The organism is Mesorhizobium sp. LSHC412B00, assembly GCF_000503035.1.
In the GTDB taxonomy this organism is placed as follows: Bacteria; Pseudomonadota; Alphaproteobacteria; order Rhizobiales; family Rhizobiaceae; genus Mesorhizobium.
This window is the reverse complement of the sequence record NZ_AYWB01000006.1, coordinates 19415-36002: the sequence shown is the minus strand read 5'-3', so window position 1 is coordinate 36002 and position 16588 is coordinate 19415. Positions and strand designations below refer to the sequence as shown.

General features: G+C 60.1%; 15 protein-coding genes. 7 read left to right on the top strand and 8 right to left on the bottom strand.

The genetic code is table 11. The features are described 5' to 3' along the window. Positions 1-3: 3 nt before the first annotated feature. The 3 genes from X757_RS151735 to X757_RS151745 all read right to left on the bottom strand — a co-directional run bounded on the left by X757_RS151735 (position 4) and on the right by X757_RS151745 (position 3564). Positions 4-1326: an ABC transporter substrate-binding protein gene (locus tag X757_RS151735; protein ID WP_023686870.1), complete on the bottom strand. Its 1323-nt coding sequence runs from the start codon at positions 1324-1326 to the stop codon at positions 4-6. 28 nt (positions 1327-1354) lie between these two features. Continuing rightward, positions 1355-2368 (bottom strand): SIS domain-containing protein, encoded by a 1014-nt coding sequence (locus tag X757_RS151740; RefSeq protein WP_023726216.1) that lies wholly within the window; start codon positions 2366-2368, stop codon positions 1355-1357. Between the two features lie 173 nt (positions 2369-2541). Further along, positions 2542-3564, bottom strand: coding sequence for a LacI family DNA-binding transcriptional regulator (locus X757_RS151745; RefSeq protein WP_031251278.1), 1023 nt, complete (start codon positions 3562-3564; stop codon positions 2542-2544). A gap of 1012 nt (positions 3565-4576) precedes the next feature. Here X757_RS151745 and X757_RS151750 point away from each other — a divergent pair. The 6 genes from X757_RS151750 to X757_RS151775 all read left to right on the top strand — a co-directional run bounded on the left by X757_RS151750 (position 4577) and on the right by X757_RS151775 (position 11479). Continuing rightward, a complete protein-coding gene (locus X757_RS151750) occupies positions 4577-5656 on the top strand; it encodes a substrate-binding domain-containing protein (protein ID WP_023692318.1) in 1080 nt (359 codons plus the stop codon). Between the two features lie 365 nt (positions 5657-6021). Beyond that, entirely contained in the window at positions 6022-7014 is a 993-nt protein-coding gene (locus X757_RS151755; RefSeq protein WP_031251276.1) for a substrate-binding domain-containing protein, read from the top strand. Positions 7015-7094: 80 nt separating this feature from the next. Further along, positions 7095-8609: a sugar ABC transporter ATP-binding protein gene (locus X757_RS151760; protein ID WP_050593934.1), complete on the top strand. Its 1515-nt coding sequence runs from the start codon at positions 7095-7097 to the stop codon at positions 8607-8609. Then, positions 8602-9609, top strand: a complete 1008-nt coding sequence (locus X757_RS151765; protein WP_023726211.1) for an ABC transporter permease — start codon at positions 8602-8604, stop codon at positions 9607-9609. The genes X757_RS151760 and X757_RS151765 overlap by 8 nt, the downstream gene beginning before the upstream one ends. Then, entirely contained in the window at positions 9606-10631 is a 1026-nt protein-coding gene (locus X757_RS151770) for an ABC transporter permease (protein WP_023726210.1), read from the top strand. The genes X757_RS151765 and X757_RS151770 overlap by 4 nt, the downstream gene beginning before the upstream one ends. Further along, on the top strand, positions 10628-11479 hold the full coding sequence (locus tag X757_RS151775; protein ID WP_023704358.1) for a sugar phosphate isomerase/epimerase: 852 nt from the start codon (positions 10628-10630) through the stop codon (positions 11477-11479). The genes X757_RS151770 and X757_RS151775 overlap by 4 nt, the downstream gene beginning before the upstream one ends. Positions 11480-11668: 189 nt before the next feature. Here X757_RS151775 and X757_RS151780 read toward each other — a convergent pair whose 3' ends face one another. Beyond that, positions 11669-11983, bottom strand: coding sequence for an alcohol dehydrogenase catalytic domain-containing protein (locus X757_RS151780; protein WP_031251272.1), 315 nt, complete (start codon positions 11981-11983; stop codon positions 11669-11671). 44 nt (positions 11984-12027) lie between these two features. Between X757_RS151780 and X757_RS151785 the strand changes: the two genes are divergently transcribed. Then, a complete protein-coding gene (locus tag X757_RS151785; protein ID WP_023726207.1) occupies positions 12028-12978 on the top strand; it encodes a helix-turn-helix domain-containing protein in 951 nt (316 codons plus the stop codon). A 139-nt stretch (positions 12979-13117) separates the two neighbouring features. Here X757_RS151785 and X757_RS151790 read toward each other — a convergent pair whose 3' ends face one another. The 4 genes from X757_RS151790 to X757_RS151805 are packed head-to-tail and all read right to left on the bottom strand — an operon-like array spanning position 13118 to position 16449. Further along, positions 13118-14104: a branched-chain amino acid ABC transporter permease gene (locus X757_RS151790; protein WP_023686861.1), complete on the bottom strand. Its 987-nt coding sequence runs from the start codon at positions 14102-14104 to the stop codon at positions 13118-13120. Between the two features lie 5 nt (positions 14105-14109). Further along, complete coding sequence (locus X757_RS151795; RefSeq protein ID WP_023686860.1) at positions 14110-15006, bottom strand: branched-chain amino acid ABC transporter permease; 897 nt, start codon at positions 15004-15006, stop codon at positions 14110-14112. Beyond that, entirely contained in the window at positions 15003-15719 is a 717-nt protein-coding gene (locus tag X757_RS151800) for an ABC transporter ATP-binding protein (protein WP_023686859.1), read from the bottom strand. The genes X757_RS151795 and X757_RS151800 overlap by 4 nt, the downstream gene beginning before the upstream one ends. Beyond that, on the bottom strand, positions 15712-16449 hold the full coding sequence (locus X757_RS151805; RefSeq protein WP_023723345.1) for an ABC transporter ATP-binding protein: 738 nt from the start codon (positions 16447-16449) through the stop codon (positions 15712-15714). The genes X757_RS151800 and X757_RS151805 overlap by 8 nt, the downstream gene beginning before the upstream one ends. Positions 16450-16588: the final 139 nt, after the last annotated feature.

Sequence of the window (16588 nt, the reverse complement as noted above, 5' to 3'; positions counted from 1 at the left end):
GCTTTATTTGGCCGCGGATGCGGCTTTGCGCACCTCGTCCATCACTTGCTCGGGCGTCATCGAGCCGCCCGCCAGCGCCTGCAGGCTGGACAGCCAGACGGCGGCGACGCGCGGTGGGTTGGCCGTATCCAGCCAGGGCATGAGGTATGAGGCGGCGTTGATATCCTTGAGGCCATCGACCACAGCCGCGCTCATGTTCGATTCCGAGGCGCCGCCGATGGTGGCGCTCGGCTGGCCATAGGGTGGCGCAGACAAGACCTGCGCATTTTCCTTCGAGGTCACGAACTTCATGAAATCGATCGCCAGCGGGATGTTCTTCGATGCCGCATTGATCATGTAGCCCTCCGGCGCGCCCTCGATCGACTTGGCGTCACCCTTGGCGCCGGCGGGCACCGGCAGCCGGAAGAATCCGAAATCGGCGGGCTTTAACGCCGACTCCGGCGTGGCGGCCTGATCGAACTCGATGATTTCCTGGTAGTACATGGCCGACTGGGCGTTGGTGAAGGCCTGGAGAGCCGAGGCATAGGATGTGCCGTTGACGCCGGCGCCATCGGTGCAGCGCTCGACAAGCTGGCTGAACTGCTTGAGTGCTGCGACATAGCCTGGATCGCTGTATTGGGCGGTGGCCGGATCGAAGTCGCGTTCCAGCGTTGCCTGCGGCACGTTGTAGGCGAGCAGCTGGCCTGCAAAGTGGATCGCCGGCCAAGCCTCCTTGTTGCCGAAGGAGATCGGTGTCACGCCGGATTTGCGGATGGCATCGCAGCTGGTCAGCAAGTCCTCGAAAGTGGCGGGTGCCTTGAGGCTGAGCTTGGCGAAGATCTGCTTGTTGTAGCCCATGAACTTGGCATCCTGGTAAAGCGGAATGCCATAGAACTTGCCGTTGTACTGGAACGCCTTGACGGCGGCTGGAGACAGCGACTTGCCCCACTCGGTATCGGCAGCAATGACGGGCGTGAGATCAACGGCGCGATTGCCGCGCACGAAATTGCCACCCCAACTGCCTGTCCAGGAGAAATAGATATCGGGCAGCGAGTTGGAAGCGACCAGCGTCTTGGTCTTGCCCTTCACGCTGTCGTCGCTCTCCTGGATAAGTTCGACCTTCACATCCGGATGGAGCTTCTCATAGGCCTGTGCCAGGTTGACGAAATAGGGCGACAGCTGTTGCAGCCCGAACTTGGTCAGGACCGAAAGCGTGCCGGTGTATTCCACCTTGGCGTTTGGGTCGGCCGTGACAGCCGGCGAAGCGGCGGAACTGCCGCTTATCGACAACCCCAATGATGATACCGCGGCCACCGTGACCGCCACGACTTGCAGCGAACGTTTCATGGATAGCTCCTTCAGAGGTAAGAGGGGATCAATATTCCACGCGTTTGTAGTAGCGACGGGTGGTCAGCGGGTGGTTGCGCAGCACCTCGAGATGGGCGCTCAGCCGCTCGAGCAAGGTGGCGAGCAGAACCGGCGAGATCATGCCGCGGACCTTTGCGGAGATGCCCGGCAACTTGACCGAGGCCGCGTCCAGCGTGCGAACGCGGTCCGTGTAGCGCCTGGCGAAGTTCTCGACCCGGTCGGCCAGGGGCCGAAGGGCATCTTCGCCCTTGAACACGAAAACGCTGACGCCCGGCTCGACCAACTCGAGCGTACCGTGGAAGAAGTCGGCGGCGTGCACCGGGCGGGTGCGAATCCACTGCATCTCTTCGAGGATGCACATGCCGTAATAGTGTGCCTCCGGCCACACCGAGCCGGCGCCGGTGAAGATGTGATAGGTATCGTCCTTGATTGTCTGGGCCAGTTCGGCCGCCCTGTCCTCAAAGGCAGCCTTGGCGTCGGCAAGCAGATCCGGCAGCAGTTTGAGTTCGGCGACAGTGCCATCAAAATCATCATATTCGCCGCGCTCTTCCAGCAGGGCCAGGACGATCAGCAGCGTCTGCAGGTAGAAGGATTCCGACGAGGTGTCGTCTTCGGCGAAGTTCGTGAAATTGTGGTCAGCCTCCCGTGCGATTGGCGTATCCGAATGGCCGGTGAGCGAAATCGTGCGCACACCGGGTTTTTTCAGAAAGGCCATGAGCTCGACGCCTTCCTTAGTCGTGCCCGACAAGGACGGGATGACCACCACGGCCTTGCTGTCGAGACCGGCGGGCGGATCGATCACGACCTGCGCCGGATAGGCACCGCTCACCGGGAAGGTGGAACAGCGCTGCGCCAACTCGATCGCGGGCAAGGTTAGAAGCTGCACGCCGCCGGTGCCCATGAAAAACAGCCGCTCGACGCCATCTGCCAGCAGTGTGCGCATGAGTGAGCGAACCTCACCTGCGACGGCGACGGCCCCGCTTTGGATCTTCACGAAGCGGTCCCTATCGAAGTTCAGCATGACGTTTTCCTTGTATTTCGCATGTTACAGGCCTCTAGCCCGCCTTAGGCGTCGGTGGGCCGTCTAGCTCGTTTTCCCAATGTGAGATCGATCTCACAAGCAATAATGGGCACGCAATTTCGCCAATGGCAAGTCCTTTAGACGAAATTCTCCGAAATCGAGGGGTTTGCTCTTTAGCGCACAGCGCGCCGGGCAACCGATCCGCGTACGATCAAGCGGGTCTGAAATCGGGTACGGCGCGGTGCAACCTTTTTGCCGGCAAGCCGCTCCAGCAGGTATCTGGCGGCGAGCGGTCCGATCTCGGAGATGGGTTGCGCCACGACCGTTATCTGCGGATCGGTGAACGTGGCGAGGTTGAAGTCATCGAAGCCAACCACCGACACATCATGCGGAATCGAGAGCCCCATTGAACGCAGGCCAAGAAGCGCGCCTTGCGTCATGAGGCTGTCCACCGTGAACAGTGCGGTCGGGCGATTGCGCCGGCTGAACAGGCGGATCGTGGCTTCGATGGCGTGCTCGACGGTCGAGCGCGATACGCCGATGAGCGCTTCATCGATTGCGATCCCATGCGAGTGGAGCGAGTTTTGGTAGCCAGCCAAGCGTTCCTGTGCCGTAAAGATGCGTGACTCGTCGCGCAAAAGACCGATCCGGTGGTGACCGTTGCCAACCAGATAGTCCACTGCCTCGCGTGCCCCGCCCTCGTTGTCGACGACGACGCTGTCGCATTGCAGGTCCTTTACCACGCGGTCGATGAGCACGATCGGTGCGCCTTCGCGGGCCAGTTGCACAATATGCTGGCTGTCGGTTGCAGACGTTGGGGCAAGGATGAAGCCGCGAATGCTGAGCGAGCGAAGGCTCTCAAGCAGTTCTTTCTCCTGTTCTACATTCTCCTCGCTGCTGGCAATCAGAAGATTGTGGCGGTGCTTGCGCAGTTCCACCTCTATGTCGTGCGCGATTCGGGCGAAGAACGGATTCTGGATATCGCCGGGCACGAAGCCTATGATCGGCAATTGTCCGCTGCGCAGCGCCTGCGCGACGAGGTTGGCCCGATAGCCCAGCCTTTCGGCTGCCTCAAGCACGCGGAGCGCCGTCTCGTCGCCAACGTAACCATAGCTGTTGAGCGCCCGCGCGGCCGTGGCGCGCGACACCTTAGCCGCTGCGGCAACGTCCTTTAGTGTGATTCCTTTCTGGGTCACAGGTAACCGTCCTTCTTGGATCTGAACATTGCCTCAGATCATCCTCGGCTCGTCTTGCCGGCATCGTTGTGCGGCATATCGGACGATTCTCAAACTGCGAACATAGCTTTCGCAACTCCTTGCCACCTAATCGAGATACGTGCGCTGTTTGGCTATCTGGAAATTTGATCCACGAATGCACCTACATATTGTGCAGTCAGTTCATTGCCTTGCACTGCCAGCATACGGCAATGAGTTCACGCCATGGTCCAGGCGGCCTCCCTGGCATCGATCATAACACCGATGGAGACGACTAGCCTTGCCGCCAAACTCGTCCAGCGATTGGAGGCGAGCTTTCAAAAAGGTCGAGCCAGACGCTCAAGGCCCGCTGCACGGAGAGCCACAGGCTGGGAGACTCTGAGCAAATCGGGAATCTGAGTCGCTTGCTCTGAACCGTCGGCATCATGCTGCTAACCGGTTTTGATCCTCCGGGGCTCCGCATTGGCAATAGCGACGAAAATGCTGTCGAGCAGACCTTGTCGCGGAAGGAACTTGCCAAGCAAGGGCACCTCGGCCAAGTACGCAAACAACGCCCGGAGACGAAGGCGCATCCGGCAGCACCCTTTTGGGGCCAGATAGAGACTCAGAAACCCAAAGCTTTCATCTTCCCGCTATTGAAACGGAGGACTCGATCGTGACGCGTGCGCCCGACCATCGCCAACGGTGGGCTCCAAACTGATCGAAACTTCTCGTCGACCTTTGCAAGGTGATTGATCATCGGGGAGACCAAAGCCGAAACACTGGGGTTGGTGTCTCCAGTGACGCTGAACGAAGCTTCAGGGAAAATCCCAAATCTGCCGATTTCCCTGGCGCTGTCATTGCAACGATCGAGACAATCAGGGAGACCGGACCGGAGGCACGAGAGGCCGCGTCCTTCCGTGGGGTCGCTCCTCCAAACCGTTTGACGCAATTTAGAGATGTTGCCTTGACCCCGCACTAGCGTCTACTGCATCTCCCAGCGGGAGCGTCACCAATGGCGAGAAAGTCTGTCCGACGCAAGTCAACGATTTATGATATCGCGGTGGCGGCAAAGTCGTCCCCGACCGCCGTCAGTCTCGTCCTCAATGGCTCGTGGCAACAGCACCGGATCAAGGCGGAAACCGCAGCGACCATCCTCGATTGGGCTGAGCGGCTTGGCTATGCTGTCAACCTCAAGGCACGAGGATTGCGGCTTTCCCGATCCGGACTCGCTGGAATGATCTTGCCACATTACCGCAATCGCTTCTTCGCCGGATTGGCCGAAGCCTTTGAAGCGGAATCCCGCGTCCACCGCTTGTGCCCGATCGTCGTCAGCACCCATCGCAATCCTGATAACGAGTTGAGTGTGACGGAAACCCTGCTGGCTCAGCAGGTGGAATTTCTCTTCCTTGCAGGCGTTCGTGACCCCGATCCGCTGAATGATCTGTGCCGGGCAGCGGGCGTCCGGTGCATCAACATCGATCTGCCAGGCCGTCGGGCTCCCTCAGTTGTTTCTGACAACTACGGGGGCGCCAAGGCGCTCACAGAGATCATTGTTCAGAAATTGAAAGAACGAGGGGGCTCCACCGAAGATCTCTTCTTCTTTGGCGGGGTCAGCGATGATGACGCAACACGTAGCCGTTTGCTGGGTTTTCACGATGCGCTGGCAGCGCATGGGATTGTTACGGGCCCGGGCACGATTGACTGCTGCGGATACGCACCGACCAACGCTGCTCGGTCTCTCGCTGCACGATACGCTCAGCTTGGGCATCTGCCCTCAGGTATGTTCGTCAACGGCGTGACCGCTCTTGAAGGAACATTGCGGTTCACTTCGACGCTAGCCTCAAGTGAGCTTGGACGGGTTGTTGTCGGAAGCTTCGACTGGGATCCATTCGCGGCGCATTTGCCCTTCGATGTGACCATGGTCCGACAGAATGTCGAGGTGATGATTGCTGAAGGATTTTCGCTTCTGGAGAATTATTCGATAGACCACTTTCCGCTGGTGACCGTACCGACCAGCTTTGGGCGAACCGGAGAGCATGACGGCGCCCAAGAAGATTGGGATTCGGCATCCAAATCGAGCATCGACCACTAGCAATTCTTTGTCACGAGACATCGTTGCAGAAGTTCAACTCCGTTCATCAGCACCTCGGATCTGGGTAGCACCGCCTCGACCCAAGGCTCGCGGGGGATCGCATGTCGTTTCTACGGGTGCAGCCTGAGTGCGAAAGGGCGGATCGTTTACATCAATCGAGAAATGTTTTTAGACGCTGGTGGCGTGACCGCCTTGCTAAATCTATTTAGCACCTTGACCGGCCGGCATTCAAAGTCTTTTATGGCGCGTTCTGGGAGGAATGCGGCGCCGAGTGCGTCAATGCCGTAGGGCCCAAAGGGGTGGGCCAAACAAAGCCGACATGGGCAATAGGCAACCCAAAAACTCGTCAATCAGGGAGGAACTAAATGTTAGCAAAAACTATACTCGCGGCGGCGTTCGGCGCAGCTCTTTCGGTCGCCACAATGGATGCTGCACTGGCGAAGGACATCAAGGTTGGAGTCGTCGTGAAGATCGGCGGTATTCCCTGGTTCAATGCGATGGAAACGGGAATAAAGGAAAAGTCGAAAGAGCTTGGCGACGACGGCTTCATGGTCGGGCCGACCAGCGCCGACCCGGCACTTCAGGTCCGCGCGATCGAAGACCTGATAGCTCAGGGCGTCAACGTAATTGGGGTCGTGCCGAATGATGCAAACGTTCTCGAGCCAGTTCTAAAAAAGGCGCGCGAAACGGGCATCAAGGTTATAACTCATGAATCGCCGGACCAGGTGAACGCTGATTGGGACTTCGAAATGGTCTCGGCCGTTGGTTTCGGTGAGGCCCATGCTAAGCTATTTGCCGAGAAAATGGGCGGCAAAGGCAAGTACGTGGTGTACGTAGGTTCTCTTACTGTGCCCGCACACAATGCCTGGGCCGATGCTGCAATCGCCTACCTGAAGAAGAACTTTCCCGACATGCAGATGGTTGGCGACAGATATGGCGTCGCCGAGAGCGCCGATGACAGCCGAAAGACGGCTCTGGATGTGCTTGCCGCCAATCCTGACCTCGGCGGCTTCCTGACGTTCGGCAGTCAGGGACCGATCGGCGCCGGACGCGCGATCGAGGAGCAGAAGCTTGGTGACAAGGTGGTTCTTGTCGGTTCATTCTCGCCTAGCCAAGGCAGCGCAATGCTCAAATCCGGCATTATTGACGGCGGCTATATGTGGAATCCTCTGGAAGCGGGCAAAGTATTCGTAACGATGGCTGATTTTCTGGCGGGCGGCGGTGAAATCACCGACGGCATGACGATCGAAGGTCTGGGTGTCGTTCACCCTGACTTCAAAACCGGCACCATCATCGTGGACGCTGTGCAGCCTATCACGGTCGAAACGGTCGATGGTCTTGCAGCCCTAGGGCTTTAGATGGCGGACCATGGCTGGCGTGCCGGGGTGGCAAATCAATCCCGGCACGCCCCATCCTTGTCATTTCAGAAGGGCCCGCCGTGAACCTCGTCGCGTCTACGACGCAGGACCTCCCATCGGTTCTGTCGTTTAGCAACATAAGCGTCACATTTGGTGGCGTTAGAGCCCTCCAGGATGTCGCCTTCGAGGTTCTCCCGGGTGAAGTGCAATGCATCGCCGGTGAGAACGGCAGCGGCAAGAGCACCCTGATCAAGGTAATCACCGGCGTTTGTCAGCCGCTAGCCGGCGCAAACATGTCGATCGCCGGAAAGTCTGTCGACATCATGTCGCCGGCTGCGGCGCGCAGCGCCGGGGTGGAAGTCATCTGGCAGGACCTCGCACTGTTTCCTGAAATGACAGTCGCGGAAAATATCGGGATCAGAACTGTCCTCGGCAACATGCCTCGGCTCGTCGATCATTCGCGCATTCGCGAGGTGGCGCGAGGGCTGTTGGTGCGGCTTGGCGCCGACCTCGATGTCGACGCGCCTCTGCGTAGCTTTGCAATCGCCCAACGTCAGATCGTCGCCATCGCCCGGGCGCTCGCCGGCGATGCGAAGGTTATTTTCATGGACGAGCCCACATCGTCGCTTACTCAATCGGAAACAGACCGGTTGCTCGCGATCGTTCGAACACTCTCGAATGAAGGCATGGCCATCGTCTTCGTCAGCCATCGCCTTGCGGAAGTTCTGGAGATCTCAAGTCGCGTCACCGTTCTGCGCGACGGTAAGGTCGTTGGGGTGTTCCCGACCGCCGGAATGACCCAATCACGCCTCACCGAACTGATGACCGGCAAGACGTTCGACCAAACCGTGAGCACGAGAAACCTTAGTGGATCACCCGTCGTGTTGAAGATCGATCGATTGACCCGCGCAGGCGACTATGACGACGTTTCGCTGACAATACGGCGAGGTGAAACGCTTGGCCTGACCGGGCTACTCGGCGCCGGTCGCACAGAACTCGCGCTTTCTATTTTCGGCATGCTGCGCCCAGACGGCGGCAGCATCGCACTCAACGGGACGGTTCTTCATCTGAACTCCAACCGCGACGCAATCCGCGCGGGTATTGGATATCTCTCCGAAGACCGCTTGTCCCTTGGTCTCATACAAGCTCAGTCCATCGCCGACAACGCCGTTATCCCGGTGCTCGACAAGATCCTTGATCGAGGGCTGATCTCCTCGGAGAAGAAGGACGCGCTCGTCAATCATTGGATCGAGGAATTGGCGATAAAAGTCGGGCGGCAGACCGATGCGATTTCCACGCTCTCGGGCGGCAACCAGCAAAGGGTGGCCATCGCCAAATGGCTGGCGGTCGGCCTGAAACTGATCATTCTTGATTCGCCAACCGTGGGGGTGGACGTTGGCGCGCGGGCCGGCATCTTCGAGATTGTCGCCAAGCTCGCTGCCGAAGGCCTGGCGATTCTGCTGATATCCGATGAAGTGCCGGAGGTCTATTTCAACGCCGATCGTATCCTTCATATGGCTGCGGGCAAGATAGTCGCCGAATACGATCCGCACGCCATCCCGCTCGGTGACCTGGAAGCTGCCGTCTATGCGTAACCGCGGCAAGCTCTTCCGGGCTCATCCCACCGAGACATGGCTCGTTGTGGTTCTTCTCATCATGAGCGCAGGTCTCTCGGTTGCGAGCGACAAATTCTTCACCATTGCCAATCTCTTCAACCTGCTCAACACAAGCTCGACAAATCTGATCTTCGCGGTTGGGCTGCTGGTGGTGTTGATCGCGGGAGGCATCGACATCTCCTTCGCTGTGGCCGCGTCAGTGGTTCAATACGTCGTGGCGCTGGCTCTAGCCCAAATGGGAGGTGGTGATTGGTTCATCGGCCTCACCTTGGCGGCAATTGTCGGGATCACCCTGGGTGCGGTGAACGCCGGCCTCATCTACTATTTCCAGATCATTTCAATCGTTGTCACCATCGCCACCTTCAATATTTTTTTCGGCCTGCTGATGTTCTTCACGCACGGTGTATCGATCTACAATCTGCCTGCATGGTGGACGCATCGCACTGTGCTTTTCGAGTTCAAACAGGCGAATGGCAATTGGGCCGAGCTAACACTGCCGGTTGCGATCATGGCGGTCTGCGTCGCCGCCACCTGGGGGCTTATCCGGTATACCACCACGGGACGGCAGCTATACGCTTTTGGCGACAACCCGGAGGGCGCCCGTCGCCTCGGTATCAACATCGCGGCGATGCACTTCATTGCCTTCGGCTGGCTTGGTTTGATGGCCGGGATCGCGGGACTTGTGCAGGTGCACTATTCCCAGGAAGTCGTGCCCAACGCATTGGTGGGGCGCGAGCTGGACGTGCTGGCAGCGGTAGTCCTTGGCGGTGCCAGACTGGGTGGCGGGCGCGGCACCGTGCTCGGTTGCATCCTTGGCGTGTTTCTTGTGTCGGTGACGCAAAACGGGCTGAACCTCCTCGGCATCTCTCCCTATGCTTTCAAGATGATCGTCGGGGCGATCATCTTGATTGCCATCACGCTGTCCAACGCGCCGCTCGGGCATATCCTCGCGGGCTTGCGGCAGAGGATGGGTACATGACGCAGCGCGTGCTCGAAACTGGAGCGCTACGGCACGAATTCTTGCGCCGTCTTGCCGGCACGTTGGGCGCCGAGAATATCGGACTTTTGCTGGCATTGATTTTGGTGATTGCATTCTTCGGATCTCTCTCGCCGCGATTCCTGTCCAAAGCTACCTTTGAATCGGTGGCCTTCCAGTTGCCTGAACTTGGACTGCTTACGCTCGCGATGTTGATGCCGATCATCTCGGGCGGCATCAATCTCGCCGTGACGTTCACGGCCAATCTCTGTGGCCTCACGCTCGCCTGGGTTCTTCAGGCCAACGGAGGACCGGACGCAAGCATCTATGCCTTTCTACTCGGTTCCGTTCTTGCGGTCGGCGTTGGCACGGCAAGCGGCTTGGTCATGGGCCCGGTGATAGCCTATACCGGCGCGCACCCCATCCTCGTTTCGCTCTCGGTGATGATTTTCCTGCGCGGCCTTGGCGAGTTTCTGACCCGCGGCGCCGATATTTCGGGCTTTCCCGAATTCATCCAGCCCCTGGGTCACGGCAGCATCGTCGGCATTCCTGTCCCGCTGCTGATACTGCTCGGCGCAGTCATCGTCTGGCATGTCTTGATGACCCGAACCAGGCTTGGCTTTTCCAACTATATGGTCGGCTCCAACATCGAGGCGACGCGCTATTCCGGCATCTCGACGCGACGCGTGATCATTCTGATCTACGCGCTGTCTGGCGCCATGTGTGCGTTGGCCGGCATTATCATGATGGCACGATTCAATTCCGTCCGTGTCGGCCATGGCGAGTCCTATGTGCTGATTACGGTGCTTGCCTGCTTCTTGGGCGGGGTGAATCCGTTTGGCGGCTTCGGCAAGGTCGTTTCGGTCTTCCTAGCCCTCATCGTTTTGCAGTTGCTTTCTTCGGGACTGAATCTCTTGGGCGCCAGCCAGCACCTGGCCACAGCCATTTGGGGCATCATGCTGATCGGCGTCATGATCTTGCGGTGGGCTGCCGGGCAGCTCAATTTCATGAGGACAACACGATGAAGGGTTTTGGCGTTCATACGAGCATGTGGACGAGTGGTTGGTCCGTAGAGGGCGCCGAGCACACTGTAGCGGCGGTGAAAAAATACGATCTCGATTTCATTGAAATTTCGCTGGCCGATCCATTTTCTTGCGATGCCGATCACACCCGCAAGCTGCTGGCGGCAAATGGCATGCAGGCGGTGTGCTCGCTAGGGTTGCCCGAATATGCGTGGGCATCGCGCCACCCACAGGAGGCGATTGACTTTCTCAAGGTGGCTATCGACAAGACGGCCGACATCGGAGCCCAGGCGCTATGCGGCGTAATCTATGGCGGCATCGGCGAGCGTACTGGCGTGCCACCTACGCAGGACGAACTTGATAACATTGCAAAAGTGATGACGTCCGCCGCCGCGCAAGCCAAGTCTCGCGGCATCGAACTCGGTGTTGAAGCCGTGAACCGCTACGAGAACCACATCATCAACACCGCGGCTCAGGCGGTGGCACTAATCGAGAGAGTCGGCGCCGACAATATGTTCGTGCACCTTGATACCTATCACATGAACATAGAGGAGAAAGGTATGGGCAACGGTATTATCGTCGCCCGCGATTACCTCAAATATATCCACCTCTCCGAGTCTGATCGCGGCACCCCGGGCGAGGGCAATTGCAATTGGGATGAGACGTTCGCAACGCTGGCCGCGATCGGCTTCAAGGGCGGGCTCGCGATGGAGAGCTTCATCAACATGGATCCGCGTCTGGCGTTTGGCCTCAGCGTGTGGCGTCCGGTGGCCGAGAGTGAAGCGGTTGTAATGGGCAACGGTCTGCCGTTCTTGCGCAACAAGGCACGGCAGTACGGGCTGATCGCATAAGTTACATCGCCATGCGAGATCGAAACTCGGCACATCATGAGCCGACTGCATCGACATTGCGGCGACTGCCTTCGAAGCAGGAGCCGCTTGAGAGGCAATATTGCGGCGTTTTAGATCCCGGCCTTCGGCTGCCCCCCGGGGCGCAAGCAGCCAACCGGTCGGCGATCGCAACTGCCGCGAACATCTATTTCACCGGCTCGGGCATCGCAGCCCTACCTTCGGCGGCCGCGAGCCGGCTCCGACCCGCTCACCGAACTCGATGGCGACGCCCTCACCGACCGCGGTCACGGTGCCCGAGAGTTCATGCCATGATGCGCGGATAGGCCAGGTAGGGAGCTTGCCTTCAAAAATATGGTAGTCGGTCCCACAGAGTCCGACATGGCTGATGCTGACCAGCGCCCATCCGGCTTCCGGCTGGCCGGGCGGCGCGGCGTGAAGCACCTCCGCCGTTGCGGCAAAGATGCTTATCATGTTAAGGATGGCGCGGCGCTGCCGCAGCGTCACAATCCCGCGACAAGACGGGAACAATGAGAATGTGGAGGAGACTTATGACCGCCCACCACGTGAGCGTCGCCGATGGCGAGGCTTTCCTATCCGCGTCGCGGATGCTGTTCGGCCCGATCACCCAGCGTTTCTCGCGCGGCGAGGCGCCGTCGCTGCCGAAGCTCGTGTCCGTGCATCTCGGCTCCTGCCGGCTCTCCGAGATCAAGGCCAAGTCGCATCTCGTCGTCAGCGACCGCACCTTCTGGCGTAGCTTCGATCCCGATGCGATCAAGATCCTGATGCAGCTCAGCGGCCGCAGCCGTTTCGAGCAGAAGGAGGTCGCGGTCGATCTCGGCCCACGCGCTGCGATCATCTATGATCCAATGCGCAGCTATTCGCTGCAAAACCTGTCGGATGTCGACCAACTCATCCTGCAGGTGCCGCGCTCGACTTTCGGCGACGGGACGTTGACGCGTCTCTCGGCGCCGGTGCCGTTGCCTGGCAACGACGATAGCCTCACCCATATCGTTTCCGGTCTGATGCAGATGGCGATCGGCACCGCGCACAAGCTCGACGAGGCCAATTGCCGCCGTGTCGGAGAAAGCCTTATACAACTCGTCAACGGACTCATCCAGGCAAGGCCGACGGCACCGGAGTTCCGCCGCTCGCCGCTGGAAGCGCTGCGTGAACGCATCGTCGCCTATATCGACGCCAACCTGGCGCGTTCAAACCTGTCGGCCGAGGACATAGCCCGCCACATGGGCTGCTCCCGCCGCTATCTGCACCGCGCCTTCGAAGGCGAAGGCACCACACTGGAGCGATTCGTGTGGGATAGGCGGCTGGAGCGCAGCAAGGAGGAGCTGCTGTCGCCCGCCCGCGCCTCAGCCTCCATCTCGGAAGTCGCGTTTGCCTGCGGGTTCAATTCTAGCGCGCATTTTTCGCGGGCGTTCAGAAGCAAGTATGATGTTACGCCGAGAGACGTGCGGGAGCGAGTGCGAATGGTGGTGGTGCATTAGGAAGGTGCTGCTAGCCGTACCTTTATCGGACACAGCAAATTGTTTTGCACCCACATAGGGGCACATTCTATCTCACCTTCTCGAGGACTCTCACTCCCGACCTGCAGCGCTTACGTCTCAATAGGGCTATACTCAGGCCTCAAGCCGTCCGCGCCCGGCCCGCAAAACTCCGCATCAGCCCCTTCGGCAAGAACAGCATCGCCAAGATGATGGTCAGACCCGAAATCACAGGGTGGTAATCCGGCACCACTATGCGCGCCAGGTCGAACACCGCGTACATGACGAAGGCACCGAGGATCGGGCCGAGCACCGTGCCGGTGCCGCCGACCACCGTCATCATCAGCGGCAAAAGCATCCAGTCAAGGTCAAAGACGGAGTCCGGGCCGACATGGAAGATGTAGTAGGTGTACAGGCTGCCGGCGACGCCGGCGATAAAGGCGCTGCCAGCAAAGGCGGCGACCTTGACCCTTAGCGTGTCAATGCCGTTGGCCGATGCCGCCATCTCGTCGTCGCGAACGGCGACTAGCGCCAGGCCGTAGCGCGAGCGCATCAGCAAGCGGATGGCAAGCGCCGTGCCCACCATCAGGCCGAGCCCGACCAGATAGTGCGGCAAGAGCGTATCGAAGGTGCCGGCGGGCGCCACGACGCCGAAGGCGCCGCCGGTGAAATCACCGCCATTGATGAACATCACCTTGACGATCTCGCCGAAGCCGAGCGTGCCGAGCGCGAAATAGTCGCCGCGCAGCTTTGACAGCAACGGCAGGCCGATGATGATGGCGGCGACGGCCGCGACCAGTCCGCCCAGCATCATCGTCGCCGGGTCGAAATAGTAGATCCGCGGATAGGCGTCATAGAACGAGCCCCAGAGATAATTGCCGCTCCACAGGATGGCGGTGGTGTAGGCGCCGAGCCCGAAGAAGGCATGATTACCGAGGCTGATCTGGCCGCCGAAGCCGGCGACGAGGTTCCAGCCTTGCGCCATGGTGGCGTAGATGAAAACGAAGAACAGGAGCGAAAAGGCATAAGAATCGATCGCGCCGGGCACGAGCGGCACCAGCGCGAGGGCCGCGACCACAGCAATTGCGATCCCAATCCAGAATTGTTTCGGCAAGGCTTTCTTGATCATGACGCTCAAGCCTTCTTGTAGGGCCGGCTGAACAGGCCTTCCGGCTTGAACATGAGCACCGCCAGGAACACGCCGTAGGCTATGGCGTTGGTCCAGCCGCCCGAGATGAAATACTGCACATAGGCTTCGATCAGACCGAGGATGATGCCGCCGGCAAGTGCGCCCGCGACATTGCCGATCCCGCCCAGCGCCAGCGCCACCAGCGCCTTGAGGCTGAAGATGAAGCCGGCGAACGGATTGAACGGGAATGTCGTCGCCACCGCGACCCCGGCCGCTCCGGCAAGCGCTATGCCGATCGCGAAGGCGATGGCGTTGACGCGGTGCGGGCTGATGCCCATCAGAGTCGCCGCCTCAATGTCCTCGGAGGCCGCGCGCACCGCCTTACCGACCAATGTCTTGCGCAGGAACAGCACCACCAGGCCGGTACCGGCGAGCGCAATCACGAAGCCCATCGAACGGGTGAAGGAGGTGCGCACGCCCAAAATCTCGATGCCGCTCGCCGTGTAGGAGGTGACGATCGCCGCGGTGTTGCCGCCCCAGATAACCGTCATCAGGTTCTGGATCAGGAACATCAGACCGACCGCGATCAAGAGCGAGATGTTGCGGTCCTCCGCTGCCGCCGCGCGGCGAAACAGGCCTTGGTAGACCAGCCAGCCGACAACGAGCCCGACGGGCACGACGATCAGCAGCGACACGAAAGGGTCGATGCCGACGCCGTAGAACAGCGCTCGTACGAAATAGGCGGACAGGATGATCATCGCGCCCTGCGCCAGAAAGATCAGCCGCATGGTGCCGAAGATGAGGCTGAGGCCCACCGCCGCAACGCCGTACATGGCGCCACCCAGCGCGCCGTTGAGCGACAGTTGCAGCAGGATTTCGGGAGGCGGAATGTTCTGCATCATTGCACCTCCAATACGCCCATATAGGCCTTCTGGATTTCGGGATCGGCGATGAGCTCGGCACCGGTGCCTTGCATGGCAAGCTCGCCGGTTTTCAGCACAAAGGCGTAGTCGGCGACCTTCAGTGCCTGATGGATATTCTGCTCGACCAAGAGGATGGTGACGCCCTGCTTGTGCAAGGTCTCGATCAGAGCGAACATCTGCTGCACCACGATCGGGCTCAGCCCCAACGACGGTTCATCGAGAATCAGCAGCGACGGGTCCGACATGGTGGCGCGCGCGATGGCCAGCATCTGCTGCTCGCCGCCGGAGAGCGAACCGGCCTTCTGCCCTGCCCGCTCCTTTAGCCGCGGAAACAGCGTGTAAGCTTTCTCCAGCGACTGCTTGAAGCGCTTCCGAACTTTGGGTTGGAAGGCGCCGAGTTCGAGGTTTTCCAGCACCGTCATCTGCCGGAACAGGCCGCGCCCTTCCGGCACATGCGCGATGCCCATCGTCGCGATCTCCTCCGGCGCCTTGCCGGCCAGCAGCGCGCCAGAGAGGAAGATCTCGCCGCGCTTCGGCTTCAGCAGACCGGAGATGGTCTTCAGCAGCGTCGTCTTTCCCGCGCCGTTGGCGCCGACAATGGCGACGATGCTGCCGGGCTCGACGTGGATCGACACGCCCCACAACGCGCCGACGTCGCCATAGGCGACTTCCACGTTGTTCACTTCAAGCAGCCGGTTCGCCAAGATAGGCCTCTATCACTTTGCGGTTGGCAACGATCTCGCGCGGCGTGCCGTCGGCGATCTTCTCGCCATGGTCCAGCACGATTACCCGGCTGCACACCTTCATGATGGCATCGACCTTGTGCTCTACCCACAGGATCGAGACCCCCTTGTCTGTGCGCACGCGGCGAATGACATCGACCATGCGCTGGATCTCGGTCGGGTTCAGCCCCGCCATCGGCTCGTCCAGCAACAGCAGCCCCGGGCGGGAGGCAACGGCTCGCGCGATCTCCAGCAGTCGCCGGTCCGACAGCGTCATGTGTGCAGTGCGGATATCGCGCTTGCCAGTCAGCCCGACCAGTTCAAGGGCCTCCTCGGCGGCTGCCGTCGCATGCTTGACCCGGCCGCCGGAGCCATAGACGGCGCCAACCATGACGTTCTCGAAGGCGGTCATGGTCAGGAACGTGCGCACCAGCTGGAAAGTGCGGGCAATGCCGAGCCGGCAGATGCGATGCGGGGCCGTGCCGGTGATGTCCTCGCCACGGAAGCGGATACGGCCCTGGGTTGGGGTGTAGAGCGCGGTAATTACGTTGAACAGTGTCGACTTGCCGGCGCCGTTGGGACCGATCAGGCCGATCAGCTCATTGGGTCCGACGGCGATGTCGATGTTGTTGAGCACGACAAGCCCGCCGAACCGCTTCTGGATCGCCTCGAGGCGAAGCAAGGTTTCGTCAGGCTGCATCGTGTGTTTCCGTTTCTCCAGGGGAAGCTGTCCATGCAATCTGTCGAGGTCAGCGCCGCCCTCGTCGCCCCGCCACCCTTCTCCCCGCGTAGGACGGGGGAGAAGGTGCAGGCGGCAATGTCGGAGCCCGTGCCCTCGC

Bases quoted from the DNA above. Each gene is read 5' to 3' on its own strand.
- X757_RS151735 (WP_023686870.1), bottom strand. From the start codon at position 1,326: ATGAAACGTTCGCTGCAAGTCGTGGCGGTCACGGTGGCCGCGGTATCA.
- X757_RS151740 (WP_023726216.1), bottom strand. From the start codon at position 2,368: ATGCTGAACTTCGATAGGGACCGCTTCGTGAAGATCCAAAGCGGGGCC.
- X757_RS151750 (WP_023692318.1), top strand. From the start codon at position 4,577: ATGGCGAGAAAGTCTGTCCGACGCAAGTCAACGATTTATGATATCGCG.
- X757_RS151755 (WP_031251276.1), top strand. From the start codon at position 6,022: ATGTTAGCAAAAACTATACTCGCGGCGGCGTTCGGCGCAGCTCTTTCG.
- X757_RS151765 (WP_023726211.1), top strand. From the start codon at position 8,602: ATGCGTAACCGCGGCAAGCTCTTCCGGGCTCATCCCACCGAGACATGG.
- X757_RS151770 (WP_023726210.1), top strand. From the start codon at position 9,606: ATGACGCAGCGCGTGCTCGAAACTGGAGCGCTACGGCACGAATTCTTG.
- X757_RS151775 (WP_023704358.1), top strand. From the start codon at position 10,628: ATGAAGGGTTTTGGCGTTCATACGAGCATGTGGACGAGTGGTTGGTCC.
- X757_RS151785 (WP_023726207.1), top strand. From the start codon at position 12,028: ATGACCGCCCACCACGTGAGCGTCGCCGATGGCGAGGCTTTCCTATCC.
- X757_RS151790 (WP_023686861.1), bottom strand. From the start codon at position 14,104: ATGATCAAGAAAGCCTTGCCGAAACAATTCTGGATTGGGATCGCAATT.
- X757_RS151795 (WP_023686860.1), bottom strand. From the start codon at position 15,006: ATGATGCAGAACATTCCGCCTCCCGAAATCCTGCTGCAACTGTCGCTC.
- X757_RS151805 (WP_023723345.1), bottom strand. From the start codon at position 16,449: ATGCAGCCTGACGAAACCTTGCTTCGCCTCGAGGCGATCCAGAAGCGG.